This window comes from Niabella yanshanensis, assembly GCF_034424215.1.
GTDB lineage: Bacteria > Bacteroidota > Bacteroidia > Chitinophagales > Chitinophagaceae > Niabella > Niabella yanshanensis.
On record NZ_CP139960.1, the window covers coordinates 2339282 to 2362114 of the forward strand.

Below are 22833 nucleotides of genomic sequence, written 5' to 3' on the forward strand. Positions count from 1 at the left end.
AAGACTTAAAAAAAATACCCTTCGAAAATCGAGGGGTATTTTTTAATGGGGACACACTATTTATTTTCTTTCCGCCATATCGGGAATTGCATTGGTTTTGTAGCTACCCGCGTCTAACTTTTCTTTTACGGCCGTGAATGCTTCCAATGTTAATTGTATATCTTCATCGGTATGCGCAGCAGTGGGTATCAACCTGTAGATGATATGTCCACGGGGAATTACCGGGTAAACCACAATGGAGCAGAAAATCTTATAATTTTCGCGCAGGTCCATTACCATTGCGGTCGCTTCTTCTACCCCCCCCTTCATATAAATAGGTGTAACTACCGAATCGGTTTTGCCGATATCAAACCCCCTTTCTTTTAATCCCTGCTGTAGTTTTAATGCATTTTCCCAAAGCTTTTCTTTCAATGCCGGCTGGTTTCTTAAAAGCTCCAGCCGCTTCAAATTACCAATTACCAAAGGCATCGGCAAACTCTTAGCAAAGATCTGGCTGCGGATATTATAACGGATATAGTCTATAATTTTTCTTTCGCCGGCAATAAACGCGCCTATTGAAGCCATTGATTTAGCAAAGGTAGAAAAGTAAATATCGATCTGATCCTGAACGCCCTGCTCTTCACCTGCACCTGCGCCTGTCTTCCCTAAAGTTCCAAAGCCATGGGCATCGTCAACCAGCAGCCTGAATTCATATTTATTTTTCAGGTTTGCAATTTCTTTCAGCTTTCCCTGGTCGCCGGCCATTCCAAATACTCCTTCAGTGATCACCAGGATGCCTCCTGCTTTTTGCTTTTCAATTAAAGAACTAGCCCTCTGCAATTGTTTTTCGAGGTCTTCCAGATCATTATGTTTAAAGACATAACGATGACCGGCGTGCATACGCAAACCGTCAATTATACATGCATGGCTTTCCGCGTCATACACAATAATATCGTGGCGGCTGCACAACACGTCGATAAGGCTTGCCATTCCCTGGTAACCGAAATTCACCAGGATAGAATCTTCTTTTTGCACAAATTCGGCCAGTTCTGCTTCTAATTGCTCGTGATGATTACTATTTCCGCTCATCATACGGGCTCCCATAGGCAGCGCCAGACCAAAATCCCTCGCGCCATCGGCATCAGCCTGTCTTACTTCAGGATGATTAGCTAAACCCAGGTAATTATTCAAACTCCAGACAATCATCTCCTGACCACGAAACTTCATTCTGCTGCCTATTTCACCTTCCAGCTTGGGAAAAGCAAAATATCCATGCGCCCTTTCGCGGTGCTGCCCTATTGGTCCATAATTTTTCAGTAACCTGTCGAAAATATCTGCCATATACTACAACGTAATTTAATATGAGTAAAAAATTCGTGCAAATATAACATGCAAGTTGCAAAGACTGCGGGTATCATTTGTAGCTCCCCGATTTTTAACGTAAAAAAGTCATTCCTCTACCACTGATATCAGTTGATCAAATGCTGAATAATGGAGTCCTGTCCCCGGCTAAAAGGGAATCAACTTAGTGACAATATAGTTTGTTGCGATACCTGTAGGCGCATAAACAACGCTAAATCAATGATTTTTGTGCAATGGTCTTTCAAAGCCAACAATTTTTTGCTGAAATGCAGGCATTTGAGGTCATGATCTGGTTACCTGTATAGTTGAAGTATACAGTTTTCCAAACATTAAATAGGCTACTGAAAGTACGGCCAGGGCAATTAAAGCATCGCCGGTTGCGGAGAAACCGAGAACCAATAATTTTGAAAAAAATGCAAACAGAATATCAAAAAACATTCCCGCAAACACCCATTCTTTTAGTTTTAGTAACCTGTCCGGAACCAGCAAAACGATGATTCCCGCCAATTTAAATACACCGAGGATGTAAATGAAATGTGGGGGATAGCCCAGGCGCAATGTAATATCCCATACGAGCGGATTTTTGGTAAGCTCAAAAAAGCCGCTTGCCCCAAACCATAAGGCCATAAAAATAATGCCTGACCAATAGATAATTTTTGTTGTTTTTGTTTTCATTTTTTAAATTTTAATTTGATCCGTATTTTGATTCATTAAAAGGCAATTTTACAGCGCCGATGATTTCTCCGGTCTTTGTGTGCTGAACCATTCCGACCAGTTCCCAGTTATTACTATCAAAATTTCGGGGCAGTTTAAAACTTACCATCCCATCTGAAGAGTTAGTTAACGGTATTTGCTTTTGTTGATGCACGATCTGCCAGTGCACCAGGTCAAGTCCTTTATTCTCCCCTCTCTTTATATACGAGTTTGATTTTTTCTCAATTAAACTAATAAGCAGGTCTTGCTTCAAACCGGTACTTGTTGCTTTATACATCACATCAGCCTTAGCCGGGGATAGTTTCACTGATAGATCGATGCTACTGTTACTGGAAGCAGCTAAAGCGGTTTGAACAGCATGTTCCACTGCCCTGCCATCACTACCTGCCATTTCCACTTTACCATTTACAATCAGCTGGGGCGTATAAATCTGTGAGTGCAGCATATTACTGTATTGCTGCTGGCGCAGGGAATATTGAGAATTACTGTATTTATCTTTCCAGCCCTGATGATCCCAGTAGTCAACATGATAAGCCAACAGGTATACGGGCTGATTTTTGTACTTTTCAGCGATTGCTCCTATCAATCGATCTGCGGGAGGACAACTTGAACATCCTTCAGAAGTGAACAATTCAACAACAGCAAATCCACCGGTAACGCCTGCAAGTGGTTGCTGTTCGCCGGTTTCTTTTTTACAGACAAAAGCAGAGATTATTAGTATCACCGCTACATATACAAGGGCTTTAGCTATGCGTTTCAGTATCATTTTTTTGTTTTAACCAAAAGTAGATACCAGCCAATGCAGCAGCAATACAAAAAGGGCTTACCTAGACAAAATGAAAGTTGAACCCTGAAATATCAGGTTTGAAATTTTTCAGCTGTTAGCGATTCTCAAGCCAATTGAAGAAACTATGCGTTTTTTCTTTATTGATTAAAAGCTTTTCGGCTGTTTCAATGGTTAGCTTTATAATGATCTTACGCTGAAAATAATGTTCCATTTCTTTAAAGGCCTTGAAGTTGATGAGGTATTGCCGGTTGATCCTGAAAAATTGTTTTTCAGAAACCTGCTCCGCTATTTGTCCAAGAGATTGGCTCATCAAAAACTGCTCCTTCTCAAAAGTAACCAGGTGGGTGAGCTCATTATGTATATAGAAATAGGCAATACTTTCGGTTGGGATTGCTTTATACTTTTGATTCTTAAACACCAGGAAGCTGGTCTTGCCGGCAGGTTGCGGCTGATTGATTTTCTGCAGAATTGATTCCAGTTGTGGCACTGTGATTTTGCTAAAAAATTGCCTTAATTCATCTACTTTCTTTAGTGCTTTGGTCAAATCATCTTTTGAAAATGGCTTTAATAAATAATCGACGCCCTGGCTTTTGAACGCCTCTAACATGTATTGGTCAAAAGCTGTACAAAATACAACGGGACAAGTGATTGGAACCTGGCGGAAAATCTCAAACGAAAGGCCGTCCGATAACTGGATATCCATAAATACCAGGTCAGGCTCCTGGCTTGCCAAAGCCTCCACACTTTTTTCAATACTATCATAAACACCCAAAATCACAGATCCGGGTCTTAACTCTAATAGCAAGTTCTGAAGCGATCTGGCGGCCCTGAATTCATCTTCAATGATAATGATGTTCATGAATGAATGGTAATTTGATTTGAAAAACACATCCGTCAGCGTTCACTTCAATTTCCTGCTCCAGCAAATGCCTGTAGCGCATCTTTACGTTGTTGAGTCCAACTCCCAGCGAGTCTTCTTTCACCATTTTTGCCTGGATGGGATTTTCCACAATAATCTTATTTTCTAAACTGTAAATTTTGATATGCAGTGGTTTGCTTTGAGAAACAATATTATGTTTTATACAGTTTTCAACCAACAGCTGCAATGTAAAAGGAGGAAGCAATGTATTCAACGCTTCGGTGCTTAACTGGTTACTAAATGTTATACCCTCGCCGAAACGGGCTTTTTGAAGAAACAGATAAGATTCCACAATTTTCATTTCCTCCTCCACCTTTATCAGGTCGAGTTTCCGGCTTTCTAAAGTATACCTGTAAAAATCTGAGAGTTTTATAACAAAATCAACAGTTTCAACATCATTGGTTTCGGCCATCGATTTTAATGTATTGAGGCTGTTAAACAGGAAGTGGGGATTTATTTGTTGTTTTAAAAGCTCATACTGGGCTTCAAGGTTATCGCTTTTTACTTTTTCCAACTCCAGCTTTATCTGCTGGCCGGTGTAATTATTTTGAAGCAAAGTCAGAAACATGTAGCAAACCAGGTTAATCAAAATACCCCGAACCTCTACCATCAGCATTACCGGGCCAAAGTTGATATGGGATAATATGAGCTGCTGAATCCATGCAAGACCTAACATCACCAACATTCCCAAAGCCAGCACTACCATTAATCTTGAATAGGAGATTTGTTGCCTCTTCTTTTCGGGGATATGATTCAGCAGGTAAATATTAAGATACCACATCATTACAGAAAACGACGCTGTCAGGCCCGCATTTACCAATGCTTCCTTCATATTGAAAGCATGAGATGCCAGCTGAGGCACTGAAGACAGCGCCCCCAGAACCAGCGAACTAACCCAGATTATACCCTGAGAAATTTTTACTTTTTTGTGCTGCAAAGCCGCTGCCATTGATTCATGTTATTCGTGCTGTAAAAAATGAAAAAAATAATCCGAAGCAGGTGTTCCTGCCCCGGATATCCAGTTCAAATTTAGTATTATTAAGGTCTGTTTACTGGTTTATAGCCCAGTATGTATTTTATACGCTCTTCTTTAGGTAGAGGTCCTTTCTCAGATCCCGAACTGTCTCTATAATGATAAAATAAATTTCCTTCTTTGTCAGCTTGAAGGGTTTCTACGCTTATCAACTCCCCGGTTATCGTGCCCCCGATGTATTGCGGGTTTTCATGGTATTTAAATGTGGCCAGTTTAAACTCAGCCTTTGCATCGGATTGTTTATTTTCTTCCGACAATAGTGAAACCGCCTCCTGATTTCCGTAAAGCGCAGCCATGGTTTCCTTTCCCGGATTGAATGAAGTGGAAATAAAATTAAGATCGCCTGCATCAAATACAATGCGTTTAAGCTGATGACCTGCCTCCCAGGAAGTACAAGCTGTAAGTAAAGCGGAAACTATTGTTGTCAGGTAAAATATTCTTTTCATTATTTCTGAAGATTTTTAATGGAGATTGCTGTATTAACTTTCATGGGCACGTCGAAAAGGTAGCCTGTCTTCTCAGCTAACTGCCTGTGGCAGGAAATGCAGGACTTCTCTGCGAAATAGGCGTTCTTTCCGGTGGGGTGGAGATCACTTCCGGAAAACTTGGCAAATCCCCACCCTTCGGTAGTAGTATACTTTTTAGCATCTTTTACCATGAACTGCGCGTTAACAAATGCGCCCGGCCTTATTTCCCCGTTGCCTATTACCCCCTGTTTCCAAACCGATTTTACTACTATGCTGCCATCAGGCCAGGGATGAAAATCTTCAGCTTCTATGGCTTTTACAGCAATGTCATTTCCGTAAATAACCCTGATGGTGTGATCAAAAAGCGTACTCATACTTATCACTTTCCATTTTTTAAACTCATTTGTATATTGAACCCCATTGGGCGAAACCGGCAACGTGGCTGGAATACTAACTTCTGACAATGCTTTAACAGGGGCTATATCTGGCACAGCAGTTTTTGCTTCCTGTTGTGCCAATGAGCGGGTGTAGCTTTTTATGATATCTATTTCATTGGGGGTAATTTTGGCAGCAGGATGAAGCAGTGTATAATTGCTAAGTGGCATCTTTCCGCTCTGCATCATGTTAAGAATAGCGTACATCTTGCCCAGGTGTTCACCTGCTGAAAAATCCCATTCTGAAAAGTTTAAAACCTCCCGTGCCCTCATCACATCTTTGTTTACCAACCAGGAGACAGGAGCCAGCTTATCGTACCAGCTTAATTTTTGCTGGTTGGAATGACAGTTGAAACACGAGTTTTCCAGGATAGCAATTACCTCCTGAGGTGCATCGATTTGCCTGGTTACGGGTTTCTTTTCTAAAGACGAGCTTAAGATCTGTAAGGCGCAGAAAATCGTTACAATTGCCAGGGCTACAATCAGGATCCGTTTCTTTTTTACATGAGCCATAGTAATAATTGTTTTAATTCTATAGCCGAAATTAAATGGAGCACGAATGCCCGCCAATCAAAAAAACCGTGAACCGGACAAATCAGGGGCGGAACCGGACTACTTCAATCCGGATTGCAGGAACAAAGCACTACAGATCCAAAAAACCGGTATCCTCCCGTTTAGGTGCACTGCAATGCGAGATCGTCCGGCACAACACACAAATTGCAAACGAAAGATTTCAATCTGATGATAGAGTTGATTTCAGTAGTATCCGATAAATGACTTTTAATTCTTATCGTCTTTTTTCCCGAATATTTTTTTGAAGAGTCCCTTCTTTTTTTTAGGTTCTTCCTGTGTGCCAATTGGTTTTTCCTTTTTAGCACTTGTATCCTTTACAGGTTGTTTCTTTTTATTAGGATCGTCGGGTAAAGGCGCGGATTCGGGCCCTATATACTCGTTGTTGTTCTGCATATAATCTTCTTCAGTACCTACACCCATATCCTCACCTGCTGCAGCAGGTCCGCCGCCCGAGTCATCTCTTACGTATAAAGAAGGATCTGCGCTTACCGCCTCATTACTCATGGTGGGCGGCTCAACAAATTTTTCATCTTTTAAAATCCCCAGGTCCTTATTGGCATATACTTTTTTAAAGAAACTCTCCCATATAGGTCGCGCCGCCTGACCGCCAAAACCACCAGACCCTTCATTTCTGATGAAGCGGTCGTCACTTCCCACCCAAACACCAGCCAGCAATTGAGGCACAAAACCCATATACCAGGCATCACTGTTATCATTAGTGGTACCGGTTTTACCCGCCATTTCTGAAGCACCCAATCGCGCCATGAGACCAGCAGCGGTGCCTTTCACTACTGCCCCCTGCATCATTCTTGACATCGTATAAGCAGTAGCTTCACTAATCGCTTCCCTCCTGTTAGCGCTATAATCAAATCTTTTGATCACATTGCCATTCCGGTCTTCTATGCGGCTTATAAAATAGGGTTTGGTTGAAAAACCACGGCCGCCAAACATAGAGTAGGCCCACATCATTTCGAATAAAGAAAGCTCGCAGGACCCCAATGCTATTGAAGGAAAGGGTTGTACTTTTGTTGGCACACCTATTCTTTGCAGAAAATCTGTAAAACGTTTGGGCCCCACCTGCTTCATAATGTAAGCAGTTGCACAGTTTTTTGACCAGGCCAGGGCGTTAGCCATAGTCATCGTACCGCCCCCGCACGCCTTTCCCGCCGGTACCCATCCGTTGCCCGGGAAAAACTGGGCCACATCCTGTACCGGTGTTTCCGGCGTGTAATTTAGCTCTTCAACTGCTTCACCATAAAGCAAAGGCTTTATAGTAGATCCTACCTGTCTTTTAGTGTTAATATTAACGTGATCGTATTTAAATGTTTTAAAATCAATTCCACCCACCCATGCTCTCACTTCCCCTGTCAGTGGATCCATGGCCATAAAACCGGCCTGCGTAAATAACCGGTGGTATTTGATAGAATCATAAGGTGTCATGATGGTATCCCTTGAGCGTTCTGCATTCCATGCAAAAACCTTCATGGGCGTCTTTTCAAAAAAAGTAGCTCTTATTTCTTTATCGCTTAACCCATCTTCGGCTGAGTTTTTCCAGCGGTCGCTGGCTTTCATAGCTGCGTCCAGTATATTATCCCGCTTATTCCAGACATTGCCGTTTCTTACAAAACCCTGCCGGATCACGTTCCGGTACAACTGGGGCGCCTGCGCAGCAACCGCTTCTTCTGCATACACCTGCATCACCGGGTTGATGGTCGTATAGATCTTCAATCCGTCGTTATAAATATTATAGGAAGACCCGTCGGGTTTAGTAATATCTTTTAATAATTTCTTTAACTCATCGCGTAACACCTCCCTGAAATAAGGAGCATAGCCTACATCTTCAGAAGGCTTTTTGTAACGGCTCATATCTATGGGCTGAGCTTTTAACTGACTTGCCTCCGTAGAAGAAATACTTCCGTTTTCGGACATTCTTTCGAGTACAAGATTACGTCTATCCATGGAGGCTTTTGGATTACGACGCGGATTGTAAATACCCGGCCCGTTAATACTACCCACTAAAAGAGCCGCTTCAGACACACTTAGTGTACTGGGTTCTTTCTGAAAAAATATTTTAGAAGCATTCCTTATTCCGAAAACATTGTCAGGGTAAGCTACTGCATTGAGGTACAAAGCCAGTATCTCTTCTTTTGTAAAGTTTCTTTCCAGTTTTACGGCAATGATCCATTCTTTTAATTTCTGTATCACTCTTTTTACCGGGTTATTGGCCCTCTTATTAAACAAGGCCAACGCCAGCTGCTGGGTAATAGTACTACCGCCACCTTGTGAGCCCCCCGAAAAAATAGCTCTCAGGGTACCCTTGATATCAATACCCGAATGTTCGTAAAACCTTTTATCTTCGGTAGAAACCAATGCATTGATAACATTGGGAGAAATTTCTTTATACTTGACAATACTCCTGTTTCCCGATGGCAGGTAATACCTACCCATTAATGTACCATCACTGGCATACACTTCAGAGGCCTGGGCAATAGTAGGATTCTCTAATTCTTCAATGGAAGGCATTTTACCAAATACGCCATAATTGGCCATGAGAATCACCGCTATAAATAATACAAACCCAATAAAAAATAACCGCCAAAATATTCGTACCGATTTCTTCATTCAATATCTTATTTAAAATTCGTCTTTATATGAAGCAAAATTGCAGTAAATCTACATTTTAAATTAATTATTTATTTCCTAAAGTTCAAAACCACTTTCTGATGTCCTGATTTGCTGCATTTACTCCGATTCAGGTAGCTTTTCCTGAAATTTATTATTGTTTTTTGCCAGGAAGAGCCGCCATTAAATTTTCACCCGCCCCTACTACATTGGCGGATAAAAAATTTAATGTACGTTTATCAGCAAATATCATTCCTTGTGCAACAAAAAAAGTACAGCCCCTGGTTCCGTTACCTGGGAATTACAGCCCAACTGCTGGTTTTGATCGGCCTGGCCGTTTACGGCGGAATAAACCTTGACGAGCGATTTGATATAGCGCCTTTATTTACAGTAGCCTTACCTTTGCTGGTATTGGCTATTACATTTTACAAACTAATTAAAGAAACAGGGAAAAAAGGAAAATAACAATGGACGCAGGTAAAAAAGGATTTAATCCGGTTAAATTGATGATATTGATTTTTGTGTTGCTAAGTGCTTTCTTTCTTATTTTCAGGGAAACGCTGACGAAGGCGGGCGCAGATGTTAATGTATTGATCGTATCCAATATCATTTTATTTTTGATCGGGATTTTTACGGTACGAAACGCTTTGAAAGCAATCAGCAACCCTAACCCGCATGTATTTGTACGGGTTTTCTATACCGGTTTTATTGTTCGCCTTTTCGCCTGCGCTATTGCTGCGTTCGTTTATATTTACTGGACGGACGGAAAAGTAAATAAGGTTTCGCTATTTGCCAGCCTCGGAATTTATATATTATATAATGTAATAGAAGTTTCTTCATTACAAAAAGCTTTAAGGAATAATAAGAATGGCTAAAAAGGAAGTTCCTTTACAGCAACTGGCCGATTACCTTCCTGAGCATACCTTCGAACCGGTTGTTGCGTATCTGAATTTTTACAAAGTACATTTAACTATTGCCAAAAGCAGGAAATCGGTTTTAGGCGATTACCGGCATAGTATTGATACCCAACATCACCGGATCAGTGTAAACGGAAATCTGAATAAATATGCATTCCTGATTACTTTGTTACATGAACTGGCGCACCTGGTTACCTTTGAAAAATATGGCAACCGGGTGCAGGCACATGGAAAAGAATGGAAAACCATGTATGGCCAGATACTGGCCCAGTTTATCGAGAAAAAAATATTCCCGGAAGATATTGAAAATGAGCTCCTCGCTACCCTGCATAACCCAGGGGCATCTACCTGCTCGGAAGAAAGCCTTCAGCGCATCCTTTACCGCTATGATACCCGAAAGGAGGGCTATGCACTTGTAGAAGCTATTCCGGAAGGAGAATTCTTCCGGCTTAAAGACGGCCGTATATTTCAAAAAGGCGGGAAACGTACCAAAAGATATAGCTGTGTGGAGATAGCGACCAATAAAACCTACCTGTTCAGCCCGGTTTATGAGGTACAGCATGTACCATTCACTCCATAATTATGTTCCCTGTAAAAAGCTGTTGCTGATATATTTCGCCACCTGTGCCAGGTCTTTGGTTTCTTCAAAAATAGCCAGCTGCCGGTCTGCCCCTGTGCCATTCTCTAATATTTTATGAACATAATCGATCCGGTGTCTGCTACCCAAATGGGGTATAACGGGGTCTACAAAATCAAGCAATTCGTATATAAGCGCACGGGTATTCACTTCTTCTTCTTTACCAAAATCAATCAAATAGCCATCCAGCCCATACCGGCTGGCGCGCCATTTATTCTCATTGATCAACGCACGTGAATATTGTATATAGTTGAGGTTTTTGCTGCGCAGCATGTAAATGCGTGCACATATAGCCTGGAATAAGGCTGCAATCGCAATGGTTTCATCAACCGTCATCGGGATATCACAGATTCTGAATTCTACCGTGTTGAAGAAGGGGTGCACCCTCAAATCCCACCAGATCTTTTTAGCATTATCAATACAATTGGTCTTGATCAGCATTTTCACATAATTGTCGTAAGCTTCAATACTCTCAAAAGCATCCGGAATACCGGTACGCGGAAACTTGTCAAAAACCTTGGTCCGGTAAGATTTATACCCCGTTGTACGACCTTCCCAAAAAGGAGAGTTGGTGCTCAAGGCAAAAATATGGGGCAGGAAGTAACGGGTAGAATTAGCAATGTGATTGGCCAGCTCCCTGCTTTCCATTCCTACATGTACATGTAGACCAAAAATGAGATTGCTACGCGCCGCTTCCTGTAATTCGGCAATAATTTCATTATAGCGCTGATGATCCGTGATCAGCTGTTTTTCCCAATGACTAAAAGGATGCGTTCCTGATGCACCTAAGGTTAATCCGAGGTCTCCTGCGATATCGTGTATCGTTTTACGCAGCAAGGAAACATCTTTGTGCGCCTCATCAATGTCCTGGCAAATATCCGTGCCCACTTCCACTACAGCCTGGTGCATCTCCGCCTTTACTTTATCCTTGATGGTTTTTTGGCCTTCCTGAACGATACGTTGCTCATGGCTTTTCAGCTCAAAAGTTTCAGGGTCCAACACCATGTACTCTTCCTCTACACCCAGTGTAAATGTTTTATAATTTAAGACCATTTGAAGAATTTGCTAATGTGATAATTAGCTAATATGCTAATGTGAAAATGTTGATTATCGCGTACAAGGGTACCGCATATAAAGCGCTTTTACCAAGTCAGCAGTAGCACATCATCAAATTAGCAGATTGGCATTTATTTTCCTGCACTCTGTTTTACGTATTCACCCCAGGTAAGATTATCGCCGCCATTATTGGCCAATGCTTTTTCAATAGCGAAACTGGCGGCGGTCTCTACTACCCACTCGAAGTTTTCGGCACCTACGCTGGCTATATCCGCGTCGGGAGCAGGGTTGCAGAAATCGATGGCGTAAGGAACACCATCACGCAAAGCCAGTTCAACTGTATTGAAATCGTAGCCCAGGTATTTATTAATCTTCAAAACGATATCTGTCATTTCTTTCAGCTTCTCTTCTGTTGGTGCAAAGTCTGCCTTATAACGCAAATGATGCGGATTGCGTGGTTCATAAGGCATAATACGCACATGCTTACCACCGATGCAATAACAGCGATAATACTCTTCAAAAACGATCTCTTCCTGCAGCAACATTACCAACTGTCCCGTTTCGTTGTGTTTTTCAAAAAACTCATCCATGGTATTCAGCTTGTACACGTTCTTCCAGCCACCACCGGCAAAGGGTTTCATATAAGCGGGAAACCCAACCTCTTCAAAAATTCCCTGCCAATCTAAAGGATAAGACAGGTTGCTGAACGAGTCTGCACTGGTATCATCCGGCATTTCGTTAGAAGGCAAAATGGCTGTTTTAGGTACAGGCACACCTATCCGGGTCATCAGGCAGTTATTGAAATATTTGTCATCGGCGCTCCACCAGAAAGGGTTATTGATAACAGCAGTTCCCGTTAAAGCCGCATTCTTCAACCAGGTGCGGTAAAATGGCACGTCCTGCGATATACGGTCGATGATTACAGAGTAACCACTACCCACGCCCTGCAGGGCCTTATCAATTTTTACGGGTTCGGCAATAACGCCTTCAACGTTCTTACTATTCACCCTACTCACAAAAGCTTCGGGAAACGATCTCTCCTTTCCGTGCAGAATACCGATTTTTTTCATGTTTAAATTAGTTTGTTGGTACAATAATTATGGTGCGGTTATTTATATGGTCTTCAAAATGTTGGTGATTAAAAATACTTTGCTATCAAATATATTTTTTTAAATGATATAAACAAAAATTGTTTCTGATCAAATATTAAACATTAATTAAAACAGAAATTAATAATTAAATAATATTAAAAATACATTTTACTATTTTTGATTGAATGGAAACTGCAGCCGAATTAGAATTGGTTACCGATACCCTAATCACATCATCAACATATTTAAAAAGAGAAGTTACACTTAGCTTATTTCTTCCCAAAAATGTTGTCAACCCGGCAACAATCAGTTTGCTGCTGATCAATGACGGACAGGATATGCCCGCTATGGGATATGACAAAATTCTTCACGATCTATACCATGAAAATGTCATTCATCCGGTACTGTCTGTGGCAATCGCAGCCGGCAATGAGAGAGCTCAGGAATACGGCGTAGCCAAAAGGAAAGATTATCTTGGTCGTGGCGCAAAAGCCGGCGCCTACAGCAAGTTTATCCTGAAAGAATTACTCCCCCTTATTAAAGAAACCTACCAGGTTCCTGAATTCAAAGAAATTGCTTTTGCCGGGTTTTCTTTAGGGGGACTAAGCGCTTTTGACATGGTTTGGAATCATCCGGATGTATTCTCCAGGGTAGGCGTTTTCTCCGGCTCGCTCTGGTGGCGAAGCGTGGACCAGCATGATAAAAAATACGATGATAACAAGCATCGTATTATGCAGCAGCAAATACGGAAGGGCAGCTATGCGCCCGGCCTGAAATTCTTCTTCGAATGCGGCAAACTGGATGAAAGCGGAGACCGCAATAATAATGGCATCATTGATTCAATTGATGATACGCAGGACCACATCAAAGAGCTGTTTGCCAAAGGTTATGGCCCCGAAGATATTACTTACCTGGAGCTAGATGAAGGCAAACATGATGTAGCAACCTGGGGCCTGGCGATGCCTGCTTTTTTAAAATGGGGATGGGGCAAGTAGATTTAAAGTTTAAGATTCAAGGTTCAAGATTCAAGGTTTAAGGTTTAAAATTTATGATTGAAGGATTATGGTTTAAAGTTTGAGGTTTGAAGCTGTTTATAGAACTTTGAACTTCTAAACATTGAACTTTAAACTTCAGACATGCCCAACGCACTTATCAATGAAACCAGCCCTTACCTCCTGCAACATGCGCACAACCCGGTAAACTGGTACCCCTGGGGAGAGGAAGCGTTGCAGAAAGCCATAGCCGAGGACAAACCGATTTTGGTTAGCATTGGTTATGCAGCCTGCCACTGGTGTCATGTAATGGAAAGGGAAAGCTTTGAGGACGAAGCAACAGCAGCGTTGATGAATGAACATTTCATCAATATCAAAATCGACCGGGAAGAAAGACCAGACCTTGATCATATTTATATGGACGCTGTACAGGCCATGGCGGGTAGCGGAGGCTGGCCCTTAAACGCATTTCTTACCCCCGGTAAAAAGCCTTTTTATGGAGGCACTTATTTTCCTCCCAAAGCAGTAATGAACCGGCCTTCCTGGAAAGAGGTATTAACGGCAGTATCAGATGCCTTTAAAAACCAGAGAGCCGACATCGAGGACCAGGCTAACGGACTTACACAACATTTATTCCAGGCCAACAGCTTCGGCATTAACGCCAACGAAGGGGCTATGAAAACAGATCAGATAGATATGGCCTGCGAAAACCTTTTGAAGCAGGCAGATCAGCAATGGGGCGGATTTGGAGCAGCGCCTAAATTTCCACAAACATTCTCCATTCAATTCTTATTACGCTATTACACATTTGAAAAAGAAAGAAATACCCAGCTGGCGGAAGACGCGTTAAAACAGGCTTTACTCAGCCTGGATAAAATGATCGAAGGGGGCATTTATGACCAGATCGGCGGAGGTTTTGCCCGCTACTCAACCGATCCTGAATGGCTGGCGCCCCATTTTGAAAAAATGCTCTATGATAACGCGCTGCTTGTAACCACCCTAAGTGAAGCTTATGCCATTACCAAAAATGAATACTACAAGAGAACCATTGAACATACATTAACATTCGTTGAGCGTGAGCTATTAGACCCCTCCAATGGTTTTTATGCAGCACTCGACGCAGACAGCGAGGGTGAAGAAGGCAAATATTATGTTTGGCAGCTGGAAGAGGTTCAGGAGTTACTGGGACCTGATGCAGCTGTGTACTGCGACTATTATAATATATCAGCAAACGGTAATTGGTCCGAAGGGACTTCATCGGAGGAGCATAAAAATATCCTGCGCATACTGGAGCCTCTCCCTGTATTTGCTGCTAATCGTCAATATAAAATAGAAGACTTACAGCTACTACTGGATCAATGCAATGCTAAACTGCTAAAGGCAAGAGAAGAACGCATTAAACCTGCTTTGGATGACAAGATTATTTTGAGCTGGAACGCTTTAATGAACACAGCTTACAGCAAGGCTTACGCAGCAACAGGCAACAAACAATACAGGCAAAAAGCCATCAGCAATATGGAGTTTTTACTATCTGCTTTTCAAACACCAGAGGGTAACTGGCAACACGTATGGAAAAACGGAACGGCGAAGTACACTGCTTTTCTCGACGACCATGCCTACCTTATCCAGGCGCTGCTACAGTTGCATAAGATTACAACTAACAGGGATTACCTGGTTCGCGCGAAAGAGCTTTGCGAAAAAGTGATTGCCGGCTTTTCAGAGCCAGACGGCTATTTTTATTATACACCTGAACAGCAAACCGATGTTATTGTACGCAAAAAAGAGGTATACGACGGCGCTACCCCCAGCGGCAACTCGGTGATGGCTCAAAACCTGCTGGAACTAGGACTTCTTTTAGATCAAAGAGAATGGCGGGAACGTTCTTTTCAAATGACGAAGGGCTTAAGTACTGTTGCGGTTAAATACCCCACCTCCTTTGGGGTATGGCTGGCGGCTGCTTACCAGCAAATAACAGGAACCAAAGAAATAGTGCTAATGGGTAACTTTGAAAGCGCACTACGTGAATTGCTGGCACAGCCTTTATTTCACAGCGTTATCATGGCCGCACGCCAACCTGACGAGAGCTTCCCGCTTTTAAAAGATAAAACAACAGACCAGGAACTCGCACTGTTTTTATGCGAGAACTACGCCTGTCAACGTCCTGTATTCTCGGTTAACGATTTATTGAAACAATTGTACCAGGATGGCTAATAAACTTTTTTATTTATTACTGGGATGCACACCGGCAGGAAGACATACTGAGCAGCATGATGTCTTTTTTTGTATTGGAAGAGATTTAAAAGACATCATCCCCGATATCAAAGTTTTCTGGCCCGAGTCGGGCAAAATACATATCGATAGCTGGCGCGAAGTGACCGCAGTTGACGGATTTCGGATTTCCATAACAGAAAAGCAAGCAATACCAGGGAAACACCAACAGCTGTTCTTTATTAACCTCGGTGGCTATTTGCCGGGTTCTTTTGAAGAGCACCATTATAAACTGTTAACCGTTGCTGCGGATATGTCGCAAGCAATCAGAAACGCCAAACAAACTTCCTTCTATAAGGATTATAATACCGAAAACAAAAGTGGCGTAAGCCATGTGGACGACAAGTATGGCGTAGATGTGGATGAGATATTGAATGTAGCGGATATTTTACCTGCGTATCAAAAAGAACGATTTTCAATTATATTAGAACCTGGAAAAGGATTGGTAGAAGATGCGCTACATATAGGCTATCTGAAACTGGATAAAATCTGATTGCATTATTTCTTATCAGGTTCCGAACTGCCATTAAAGTAATCGAACACCACTTTAGCCTTAGCAGCTCCTGCTATTGCAGCCAGTTCATCCAAAGTTCTTTCCCGGATATTTTTTACGGATCGAAACTCTTTTAACAACTGATCGGCTGTAGCTTTGCCAATACCTTTGATATCTTCCAGCTCATTCTTAAAAGTACCTTTGCTTCTTTTTTGCCGGTGAAAAGTTACACCAAACCGGTGCACCTGGTCGCGGATAAAACGGATAAACTTTAAGCTGCCGCCGTTGTAAGGCAGCTTCAACGATTCTTTGTCACCCGCATAAAACAACTCTTCCTCATTTTTTGCCAGACCAACCAGTGTGATCATTCCATGCAATTCTAATTCCTCTATAGCTTCCATTGCAGCGCCCAATTGACCTTTACCACCGTCAATGATCACCAGCTGCGGAAAATCCTGCTGCTCTTCCTTTAATCTTTTATAACGGCGATAAACTGCTTCCTTCATAGAGGCAAAATCATTAATGCCCTCTACCGTCTTCACATTAAAATGGCGATAATCTTTTTTACTGGGCACTCCATTCTTAAAACAAACCATCGCACTCACCGGATAGCTGCCCTGGAAATTAGAGTTATCAAAGCATTCTATATGCGTAGGCAGGTCTTGTAGCTGAAGATCCGTTTGCAACTCCTCCAATACCTTGATTTGATCGACATTCCTACTTATTTTCAACCGCTCTTTATTCTTCAGCTCTTCAATAAAGTAGCCCGCGTTTTTTTCCGAAAGCTCTACCAGTTTTTTCCGGTCACCGCCTTTGGGTACTATTACCTCTGTATTTACATCGGGATATTCGATCTCAAACGGAACCACAATTTCCCTTGTATCGCTGTGAAAGGTAGAACGTAAATGTTGAATGGCATACACCAGTATTTCTTCTACAGGCTCGTCCAGGTGTGTTTCCAGTTTATTGGTTTGCGTTTGCACAATCGTACCGCCTCTTACCATCAGGTAGTTAACATAGGCAATATCCTTTTCCTTCAGAATACTGAACACATCTTTATCTCCGCCTTTCATACCCGTTACTACAGATCGTGACTGGTAATAGTCTTCCAGGTAAGCAATCTTCTTACGGATATACTCGGCTTTTTCGAATTGAAGATCTGCAGCCAGCGCTTTCATTTCATCTTTAAAATGCCTGATTACGGGCGAAAGATTGCCTTTTAACAGATCCCGCACCTGTCTTATATTTTCGTCGTAGTCTTCTTTGGTTTGATGAGCTTCACAAGGTCCCTTGCAGTTTCCAAGATGATACTCCAGGCACACTTTAAATTTACCTTTTGCGATATTATTTTTTGTAAGGTTCAGTGTGCAGGTCCTTAAAGGAATAGCTCTTCTGATAAATTCCAGCAATTCTCTTACTCTAAAAACAGAAGTGTAAGGGCCCAGGTATTCAGACCCGTCATTTACCGGTTGCCGGGTTAAATACACCCTGGGAAAAGGCTCGTTTTTTATAACAATGTAGGGATAAGACTTATCATCTTTAAGGTTGATATTATAACGAGGCTGAAATTGCTTAATAAGCGAGTTTTCTAAAAAGAAAGCATCCTGCTCGCTGTTTACGATGGTGAATTCAATCTTTTGAATCCGCTGAACCAGCTCATGTGTCTTGTAGTTCGTAAACGTCTTATTAAAATAGGAACTTACCCGTTTACGCAGGCTTTTAGCTTTACCCACATAGATAATCTTACCAGTTGCATCAAAGTACTTGTAAATGCCTGGCTGCAAGGGGATAGTGGACGCTATTTTCGAGAATTCTTCCTGGGTCATATCAATCACTCGTCTTATTAAAACACAATGATAAGCATGATTATGCTAAACTTAATACTGGGGTAATAGTGAACTTATACATTTGCCACCATTCTAAGCTAAAATTACAAAGCAGATTACCAGCAATTAAAAAAATAATTGAAATCATGTTAAAGCAACTTTTTGTAACAACAGGCCTGGCTTTTTGTTTAGCCGCTGCTGCTCAAAACAATGTAAAAGGTTATGTTTATATCGACCAAAACAATAACGGTCATTTGGATAAAAAAGAGACTGGCCTGGCGGGCATCCCTGTATCCAATGGAAAAGATATTACCGTAACTGACGAAAACGGGCTTTACCAGCTTCCTGTTGGCAACGATAACATCATTTTTGTTATTAAACCTGCTGGCTATCAGTTTAAAAAGAACCAGTATAACCAATCTGAGTTTTTTTACATCCATAAACCACAAGGCTCTCCCACCTCTACAAAATACAATGGTGTAGACCCTACTCAGCCCCTTCCCGCGAACCTGAACTTTGCATTGCACCAACAGGAGGAACCGGCAGACTTCAGCGTATTGGTATTTGGTGATCCGCAACCTTATAACGAGCAGGAGCTCGGCTATTTCGCCAAAAGTATCGTAGCCGATGTTCGCACAGGCAGCCATGTAAAATTTGGGATCAGCCTGGGAGATATCGTAGGCGACAATCTCAACCTGCATTTACCTTACAAAGAAATAATGACCAAACTGAACCTGCCCTGGTACAATGTAATGGGCAACCATGACATGAATTATGAGGCCATTACTGATTCTTTATCAGACGAGACTTTTGAAAGAAATTTCGGCCCTAACAATTACTCCTGGAATTATGCTAATACACACTTTATAATTTTAGACAATATTCTTTACCCCGATCCACGGGATGGAAAAGGCTACTGGGGTGGATTACGTTCGGACCAGATGGAGTTTTTAAAAAATGACCTGGCCCTGGTTGACAAAAACAAACTGGTGGTTATTTCCTTTCATATCCCTTTCAGCAATGAAGGCGGCGACGCAATACGGCTGGAAGACAGGCAAGCCATGTTTGACCTGTTGAAAGATTTTGATAACTGCCTGTTGATGTCAGCGCATACCCATTTCCAAAAGCAGATCTATTACAAAACCATTGATGGCTGGCAGGGTAAAAGCGAGGGGCTACATGAATATAATGTGGGTACCACTTCCGGGGATTGGTATTCTGGTGAATTAGATGCAGCTGGAATCCCTGATGGCACTATGAGAGATGGTACGCCGCGGGGTTATGCATTTTTAAACATACAAAACAATAAATACAACCTGCGTTATAAAGTGGCAGGGAGAGATAGCACTTACCAGATCAGGATATATGCCCCAAAGATTGTAGCACATAACAGCCGCGGCGCAGCGCCGTTTTATGCCAATTTTTTTATGGGATCTGACAAAGACCTGGTAGAATACAAAATCGATAGTGGTAAATGGACTGCTATGCTACGTGATTCTACGTTCGACTATACCTATCTTGATATGGTAACGAGGTGGGACAAGACAACAACCTTATTGCAGGGCAGACGCCCCTCGGCACCGGCCGCAACAGGTCATCTATGGTCTGCGCCGGTTAATAAAAAACTAGCGCCGGGCGAACACACGATTCATGTGAGAGTAAAAGATGTGTATGGCAATATACATGAAGAGCAACAAGCTTACACGATTCAATAGCGTCATAATAATCCATTTAATAACAGCCCGGTATCTGCCGGGCATTTTTTATATTTATGAATGATTATCTCTCTCAATGAAAATACAGCGTTGATTTTTAACCAGGCCAGCCATGCAGCAGAACTGTTTGCTTTGGTAGACAGTAACCGTTCGCATTTATCGAGGTTCCTGCCCTGGGTACCTCACATGCTATCTGTAAAAGATATGGAGCGCTACCTGTTGAATTGTGAAAAATTAAACCGCGAAGGTTTAGATACCAGTTTTAATATCCTTCAGCAGCGCCGGATTGTTGGCAGAATCGGGTTGAGCTATATCAATAAGGCTAACAAAACAGCGAATATCGGCTACTGGCTGGCCCAAAAAGCACAGGGAGCTGGCCTGATCAGCAAGGCAGTGAAAGCGTTATTGGGTTTTGGGTTTGAGGAGCTGGATCTAAACAGGATCGAAATAAAAGCCGCCACCACCAACTTGCGCAGTAAAGCTATTCCAGAAAAGCTTGGCTTTCATTTCGAAGGTATCTTAAGAGAGGCCGAATGGGTAAATAACGAACCGCTTGATTTAATGCTCTATTCCATGTTAGGTTCCGAATGGACTAAAGGACAAGAAAAAACCTCGTAGTTTTTTAAAGCTACGAGGCTGTAAATGTGTTTGTAATTTTTTATAACGAAGCCGTGTCCACCAACACATTTCCGGTCATTTGTGCGGGTATCGGCAGTTTCATGAAGCTCAGGATGGTTGGGGCAATATCGCCCAGCTTGCCTTCTTTTATTTCGCCACGCCAGTTATTGTCAATAATAAACAAAGGCACCAGGTTCAGCGTATGCGCCGTATTCGGACTACCATCGTCATTGATCATAAAGTCCGAATTACCGTGGTCAGCAGTTAAAAACACTACATAGTCCTGCGCCAAAGCTTCTGTAACCACACGTTCTACGCAATGATCAACAGTTTCAACCGCCTTGATTGCAGCAGAAAAAACACCTGTATGACCTACCATATCGGCGTTAGCAAAGTTCAGACAGATAAAATCTGCAGACTGGTTTTTAATTTCAGGCAACAATGCTTCAGTCAATTCATTAGCGCTCATCTCCGGCTGCAGGTCATAGGTGGCCACTTTAGGAGAAGCTTTCAGTATCCTGCTTTCCCCCTCGAAAGGCAATTCGCGCCCTCCGTTAAAGAAGAAGGTCACGTGCGGATATTTTTCGGTTTCCGCAATACGTATCTGCTTTAAACCATTGTCTGCTATTACCTCGCCCAAAGTTTTGGTCAGATCTTCATTTCTGAAAATTGAATAAACCGCTGTGTATTTATGATCATACACGGTCATAGTAGTATAATCCAGGTCCAGGCGCTTCATACCGAATTCGGAATTGTCGGACTGGGTCAGCACTTCTGTAATTTCCCGGCAACGATCGGTGCGGAAATTAAAACATAATACATGGTCGCCCTCCTGAATGGTTGCTACCGGCTTATTGTCAGCATCAACAATTACGGTGGGGTTAATAAACTCATCGGTAATATTTTCTTCATAGCTCTGCTTTACAGCCTCTACCCCGCTGGTGGCCGTATCGCCGGCCCCATTTACCAGGGCGTCGTAAGCTTTGCAAACTCTTTCCCAGCGCTTGTCCCTGTCCATTGCATAATAACGGCCACTAACTGTGGCTATTTTACCCAGCCCGATAGCATCGATATGATTTTGCAGGTCTTCAATAAAGTGCAACCCGCTTTTAGGATCCGTATCACGTCCATCTGTGAAGGCATGCACATACACCTCTTTCAGACCGTGGTCTTTACAAATATCCAGCAGCGCTTTCAGGTGGTTAATGTGCGAGTGTACGCCCCCGTCGCTTACCAGTCCCATTAAATGCATAGGCTTATTGCTGGCTTTTGCTGCTTCCAGGGTTCTTACTAATTCAGCATTTCTTGCCAGTTCCCCGGTTTTAATAGCAACATTGATACGCTGTAACTCCTGGTAAACGATACGGCCTGCGCCTAAATTGAGGTGTCCCACTTCTGAGTTCCCCATCTGCCCTTCCGGCAAACCCACTAATTCGCCAAAAGTGGTTAAAGTTGTATGCGGGTATTTATCGTATAAAGATCTGGTAAAAGGCGTGTTGGAGTTTTGAATGGCATCAGCCGATGCAACTTTTCCTAATCCCCAGCCGTCCATTATAATTAAAATAGCTTTTTTTTGTACGGTTGACATTTTTTTGACAGTTGATTATCAGTTAATTAATATATTTAATAAAATTATTAACGCGCGTAAAGTTAAAGAATGCCGGGAGAACAAAGGTTGCAGTCTGGCATATTTTTAGCACTTTTGAAAAAGATTACAATAATTAAACATGAAATAAAGCATAAAAAATACTCATTCATCTATTTGTAATGAATATTTTTCCTGCCGAATCAATAAAAAATATACATATGAGAAAGTTTATTGGTATTGCGTTGGTTGCCGGTTCAATTTTATTGACTTCAACATTATATGCCCAAAGCATTGATGGGGTGGTAACCGGCATCAAAAATGGCAATGCAGTACAGGTAACAGATAATGCCGGGGCTAATTTCTCTCTTACGATCATGGATAAAAGCAATAATTACAGTAAGACAGAAGCGCAGCAAGCCATAAAAAATTTCTTTGCTAAAAACAGCGTAAAAGGTTTTGAAGTAAAGCACAAAGGTAATTCGCCAAACGGGCAGTATGCTATTGGCACCCTGTCTACCGGCAGTGGTAACTATCGCGTGAACATCTTTATGAAAAAAGAAGGCGCTAAAGAAGTGATCAAAGAATTACGTTTTCAATTGATTGAGTAATAAAGATCATTTTTAAATAATTGAAAAAGCCTCCCGCCGGAGGTTTTTTTTATCACTATCTTGAACCACTATAATGCGGGCCATACAGTTAAAGAATTGCTTGAATTGAAGTGCAGCATGTCGATTTAAAAAGC

General features: G+C 42.1%; 21 protein-coding genes. 9 read left to right on the top strand and 12 right to left on the bottom strand.

The window, feature by feature from the left end:
- Positions 1 to 60: 60 nt before the first annotated feature.
- The 8 genes from U0035_RS09475 to U0035_RS09510 form a co-directional block, all read right to left on the bottom strand.
- Complete coding sequence (locus U0035_RS09475) at positions 61 to 1320, bottom strand: aminotransferase class I/II-fold pyridoxal phosphate-dependent enzyme (RefSeq protein WP_114792071.1); 1260 nt, start codon at positions 1318 to 1320, stop codon at positions 61 to 63.
- A gap of 303 nt (positions 1321 to 1623) precedes the next feature.
- Entirely contained in the window at positions 1624 to 2016 is a 393-nt protein-coding gene (locus U0035_RS09480) for a DoxX family protein (protein WP_114792072.1), read from the bottom strand.
- Positions 2017 to 2026: 10 nt separating this feature from the next.
- Positions 2027 to 2821, bottom strand: a complete 795-nt coding sequence (locus U0035_RS09485) for a DUF1223 domain-containing protein (protein WP_114792073.1) — start codon at positions 2819 to 2821, stop codon at positions 2027 to 2029.
- Positions 2822 to 2936: 115 nt separating this feature from the next.
- Entirely contained in the window at positions 2937 to 3701 is a 765-nt protein-coding gene (locus U0035_RS09490) for a LytR/AlgR family response regulator transcription factor (RefSeq protein WP_114792074.1), read from the bottom strand.
- Complete coding sequence (locus U0035_RS09495; RefSeq protein ID WP_211316494.1) at positions 3682 to 4710, bottom strand: sensor histidine kinase; 1029 nt, start codon at positions 4708 to 4710, stop codon at positions 3682 to 3684. Before U0035_RS09495 ends, U0035_RS09490 begins: the two co-directional genes overlap by 20 nt.
- Before the next feature lie 89 nt (positions 4711 to 4799).
- Positions 4800 to 5240, bottom strand: coding sequence for a hypothetical protein (locus tag U0035_RS09500; protein WP_114792075.1), 441 nt, complete (start codon positions 5238 to 5240; stop codon positions 4800 to 4802).
- A complete protein-coding gene (locus tag U0035_RS09505; protein ID WP_114792076.1) occupies positions 5240 to 6208 on the bottom strand; it encodes a heme-binding domain-containing protein in 969 nt (322 codons plus the stop codon). The genes U0035_RS09500 and U0035_RS09505 overlap by 1 nt, the downstream gene beginning before the upstream one ends.
- 267 nt (positions 6209 to 6475) lie before the next feature.
- Positions 6476 to 8890, bottom strand: a complete 2415-nt coding sequence (locus U0035_RS09510) for a penicillin-binding protein 1A (protein ID WP_114792077.1) — start codon at positions 8888 to 8890, stop codon at positions 6476 to 6478.
- A 258-nt stretch (positions 8891 to 9148) separates the two neighbouring features.
- Between U0035_RS09510 and U0035_RS09515 the strand changes: the two genes are divergently transcribed.
- The 3 genes from U0035_RS09515 to U0035_RS09525 are packed head-to-tail and all read left to right on the top strand — an operon-like array spanning position 9149 to position 10387.
- Complete coding sequence (locus U0035_RS09515) at positions 9149 to 9355, top strand: AtpZ/AtpI family protein (RefSeq protein WP_245957784.1); 207 nt, start codon at positions 9149 to 9151, stop codon at positions 9353 to 9355.
- 2 nt (positions 9356 to 9357) lie between these two features.
- Positions 9358 to 9765, top strand: coding sequence for a hypothetical protein (locus U0035_RS09520; RefSeq protein WP_114792079.1), 408 nt, complete (start codon positions 9358 to 9360; stop codon positions 9763 to 9765).
- Positions 9758 to 10387 (top strand): SprT-like domain-containing protein, encoded by a 630-nt coding sequence (locus U0035_RS09525; RefSeq protein WP_114792080.1) that lies wholly within the window; start codon positions 9758 to 9760, stop codon positions 10385 to 10387. Before U0035_RS09520 ends, U0035_RS09525 begins: the two co-directional genes overlap by 8 nt.
- On the opposite strand, the gene U0035_RS09530 is transcribed toward U0035_RS09525, so the two are convergent.
- Complete coding sequence (locus tag U0035_RS09530; protein ID WP_114792081.1) at positions 10388 to 11497, bottom strand: carboxylate-amine ligase; 1110 nt, start codon at positions 11495 to 11497, stop codon at positions 10388 to 10390.
- Positions 11498 to 11631: 134 nt separating this feature from the next.
- Positions 11632 to 12570 (bottom strand): ATP-grasp domain-containing protein, encoded by a 939-nt coding sequence (locus U0035_RS09535; protein ID WP_114792082.1) that lies wholly within the window; start codon positions 12568 to 12570, stop codon positions 11632 to 11634.
- Positions 12571 to 12776: 206 nt separating this feature from the next.
- Here U0035_RS09535 and U0035_RS09540 point away from each other — a divergent pair, with 206 nt between their 5' ends.
- The 3 genes from U0035_RS09540 (at position 12777) to U0035_RS09550 (ending at position 16344) form a co-directional block, all read left to right on the top strand.
- On the top strand, positions 12777 to 13586 hold the full coding sequence (locus U0035_RS09540) for an alpha/beta hydrolase (protein WP_114792083.1): 810 nt from the start codon (positions 12777 to 12779) through the stop codon (positions 13584 to 13586).
- A gap of 141 nt (positions 13587 to 13727) precedes the next feature.
- Positions 13728 to 15794, top strand: coding sequence for a thioredoxin domain-containing protein (locus U0035_RS09545; RefSeq protein WP_114792084.1), 2067 nt, complete (start codon positions 13728 to 13730; stop codon positions 15792 to 15794).
- Positions 15787 to 16344: a DUF1543 domain-containing protein gene (locus U0035_RS09550; RefSeq protein WP_114792085.1), complete on the top strand. Its 558-nt coding sequence runs from the start codon at positions 15787 to 15789 to the stop codon at positions 16342 to 16344. Before U0035_RS09545 ends, U0035_RS09550 begins: the two co-directional genes overlap by 8 nt.
- A gap of 5 nt (positions 16345 to 16349) precedes the next feature.
- Here U0035_RS09550 and uvrC read toward each other — a convergent pair whose 3' ends face one another.
- Positions 16350 to 18170, bottom strand: a complete 1821-nt coding sequence (gene uvrC / locus U0035_RS09555) for an excinuclease ABC subunit UvrC (protein WP_114792086.1) — start codon at positions 18168 to 18170, stop codon at positions 16350 to 16352.
- Positions 18171 to 18316: 146 nt separating this feature from the next.
- Between uvrC and U0035_RS09560 the strand changes: the two genes are divergently transcribed.
- Both U0035_RS09560 and U0035_RS09565 read left to right on the top strand, forming a co-directional pair.
- The gene (locus U0035_RS09560) at positions 18317 to 19885 is read left to right on the top strand and encodes a calcineurin-like phosphoesterase C-terminal domain-containing protein (RefSeq protein ID WP_114792087.1); all 1569 of its coding nucleotides are present in this window, start codon (positions 18317 to 18319) and stop codon (positions 19883 to 19885) included.
- A gap of 60 nt (positions 19886 to 19945) precedes the next feature.
- Positions 19946 to 20503, top strand: a complete 558-nt coding sequence (locus U0035_RS09565; RefSeq protein ID WP_114792088.1) for a GNAT family N-acetyltransferase — start codon at positions 19946 to 19948, stop codon at positions 20501 to 20503.
- Between the two features lie 40 nt (positions 20504 to 20543).
- On the opposite strand, the gene gpmI is transcribed toward U0035_RS09565, so the two are convergent.
- Complete coding sequence (gene gpmI / locus U0035_RS09570) at positions 20544 to 22091, bottom strand: 2,3-bisphosphoglycerate-independent phosphoglycerate mutase (protein ID WP_114792089.1); 1548 nt, start codon at positions 22089 to 22091, stop codon at positions 20544 to 20546.
- A 218-nt stretch (positions 22092 to 22309) separates the two neighbouring features.
- Here gpmI and U0035_RS09575 point away from each other — a divergent pair, with 218 nt between their 5' ends.
- Positions 22310 to 22699, top strand: a complete 390-nt coding sequence (locus U0035_RS09575) for a DUF4783 domain-containing protein (protein WP_170138317.1) — start codon at positions 22310 to 22312, stop codon at positions 22697 to 22699.
- Positions 22700 to 22833: the final 134 nt, after the last annotated feature.

Bases quoted from the DNA above. Each gene is read 5' to 3' on its own strand.
- U0035_RS09530 (WP_114792081.1), bottom strand. From the start codon at position 11,497: ATGGTCTTAAATTATAAAACATTTACACTGGGTGTAGAGGAAGAGTAC.
- U0035_RS09505 (WP_114792076.1), bottom strand. From the start codon at position 6,208: ATGGCTCATGTAAAAAAGAAACGGATCCTGATTGTAGCCCTGGCAATT.
- U0035_RS09535 (WP_114792082.1), bottom strand. From the start codon at position 12,570: ATGAAAAAAATCGGTATTCTGCACGGAAAGGAGAGATCGTTTCCCGAA.
- U0035_RS09550 (WP_114792085.1), top strand. From the start codon at position 15,787: ATGGCTAATAAACTTTTTTATTTATTACTGGGATGCACACCGGCAGGA.
- U0035_RS09510 (WP_114792077.1), bottom strand. From the start codon at position 8,890: ATGAAGAAATCGGTACGAATATTTTGGCGGTTATTTTTTATTGGGTTT.
- U0035_RS09475 (WP_114792071.1), bottom strand. From the start codon at position 1,320: ATGGCAGATATTTTCGACAGGTTACTGAAAAATTATGGACCAATAGGG.
- U0035_RS09575 (WP_170138317.1), top strand. From the start codon at position 22,310: ATGAGAAAGTTTATTGGTATTGCGTTGGTTGCCGGTTCAATTTTATTG.
- U0035_RS09525 (WP_114792080.1), top strand. From the start codon at position 9,758: ATGGCTAAAAAGGAAGTTCCTTTACAGCAACTGGCCGATTACCTTCCT.
- U0035_RS09560 (WP_114792087.1), top strand. From the start codon at position 18,317: ATGTTAAAGCAACTTTTTGTAACAACAGGCCTGGCTTTTTGTTTAGCC.
- U0035_RS09540 (WP_114792083.1), top strand. From the start codon at position 12,777: ATGGAAACTGCAGCCGAATTAGAATTGGTTACCGATACCCTAATCACA.
- uvrC (WP_114792086.1), bottom strand. From the start codon at position 18,170: ATGACCCAGGAAGAATTCTCGAAAATAGCGTCCACTATCCCCTTGCAG.
- gpmI (WP_114792089.1), bottom strand. From the start codon at position 22,091: ATGTCAACCGTACAAAAAAAAGCTATTTTAATTATAATGGACGGCTGG.
- U0035_RS09490 (WP_114792074.1), bottom strand. From the start codon at position 3,701: ATGAACATCATTATCATTGAAGATGAATTCAGGGCCGCCAGATCGCTT.
- U0035_RS09500 (WP_114792075.1), bottom strand. From the start codon at position 5,240: ATGAAAAGAATATTTTACCTGACAACAATAGTTTCCGCTTTACTTACA.
- U0035_RS09495 (WP_211316494.1), bottom strand. From the start codon at position 4,710: ATGGCAGCGGCTTTGCAGCACAAAAAAGTAAAAATTTCTCAGGGTATA.
- U0035_RS09485 (WP_114792073.1), bottom strand. From the start codon at position 2,821: ATGATACTGAAACGCATAGCTAAAGCCCTTGTATATGTAGCGGTGATA.
- U0035_RS09545 (WP_114792084.1), top strand. From the start codon at position 13,728: ATGCCCAACGCACTTATCAATGAAACCAGCCCTTACCTCCTGCAACAT.
- U0035_RS09520 (WP_114792079.1), top strand. From the start codon at position 9,358: ATGGACGCAGGTAAAAAAGGATTTAATCCGGTTAAATTGATGATATTG.
- U0035_RS09565 (WP_114792088.1), top strand. From the start codon at position 19,946: ATGATTATCTCTCTCAATGAAAATACAGCGTTGATTTTTAACCAGGCC.
- U0035_RS09480 (WP_114792072.1), bottom strand. From the start codon at position 2,016: ATGAAAACAAAAACAACAAAAATTATCTATTGGTCAGGCATTATTTTT.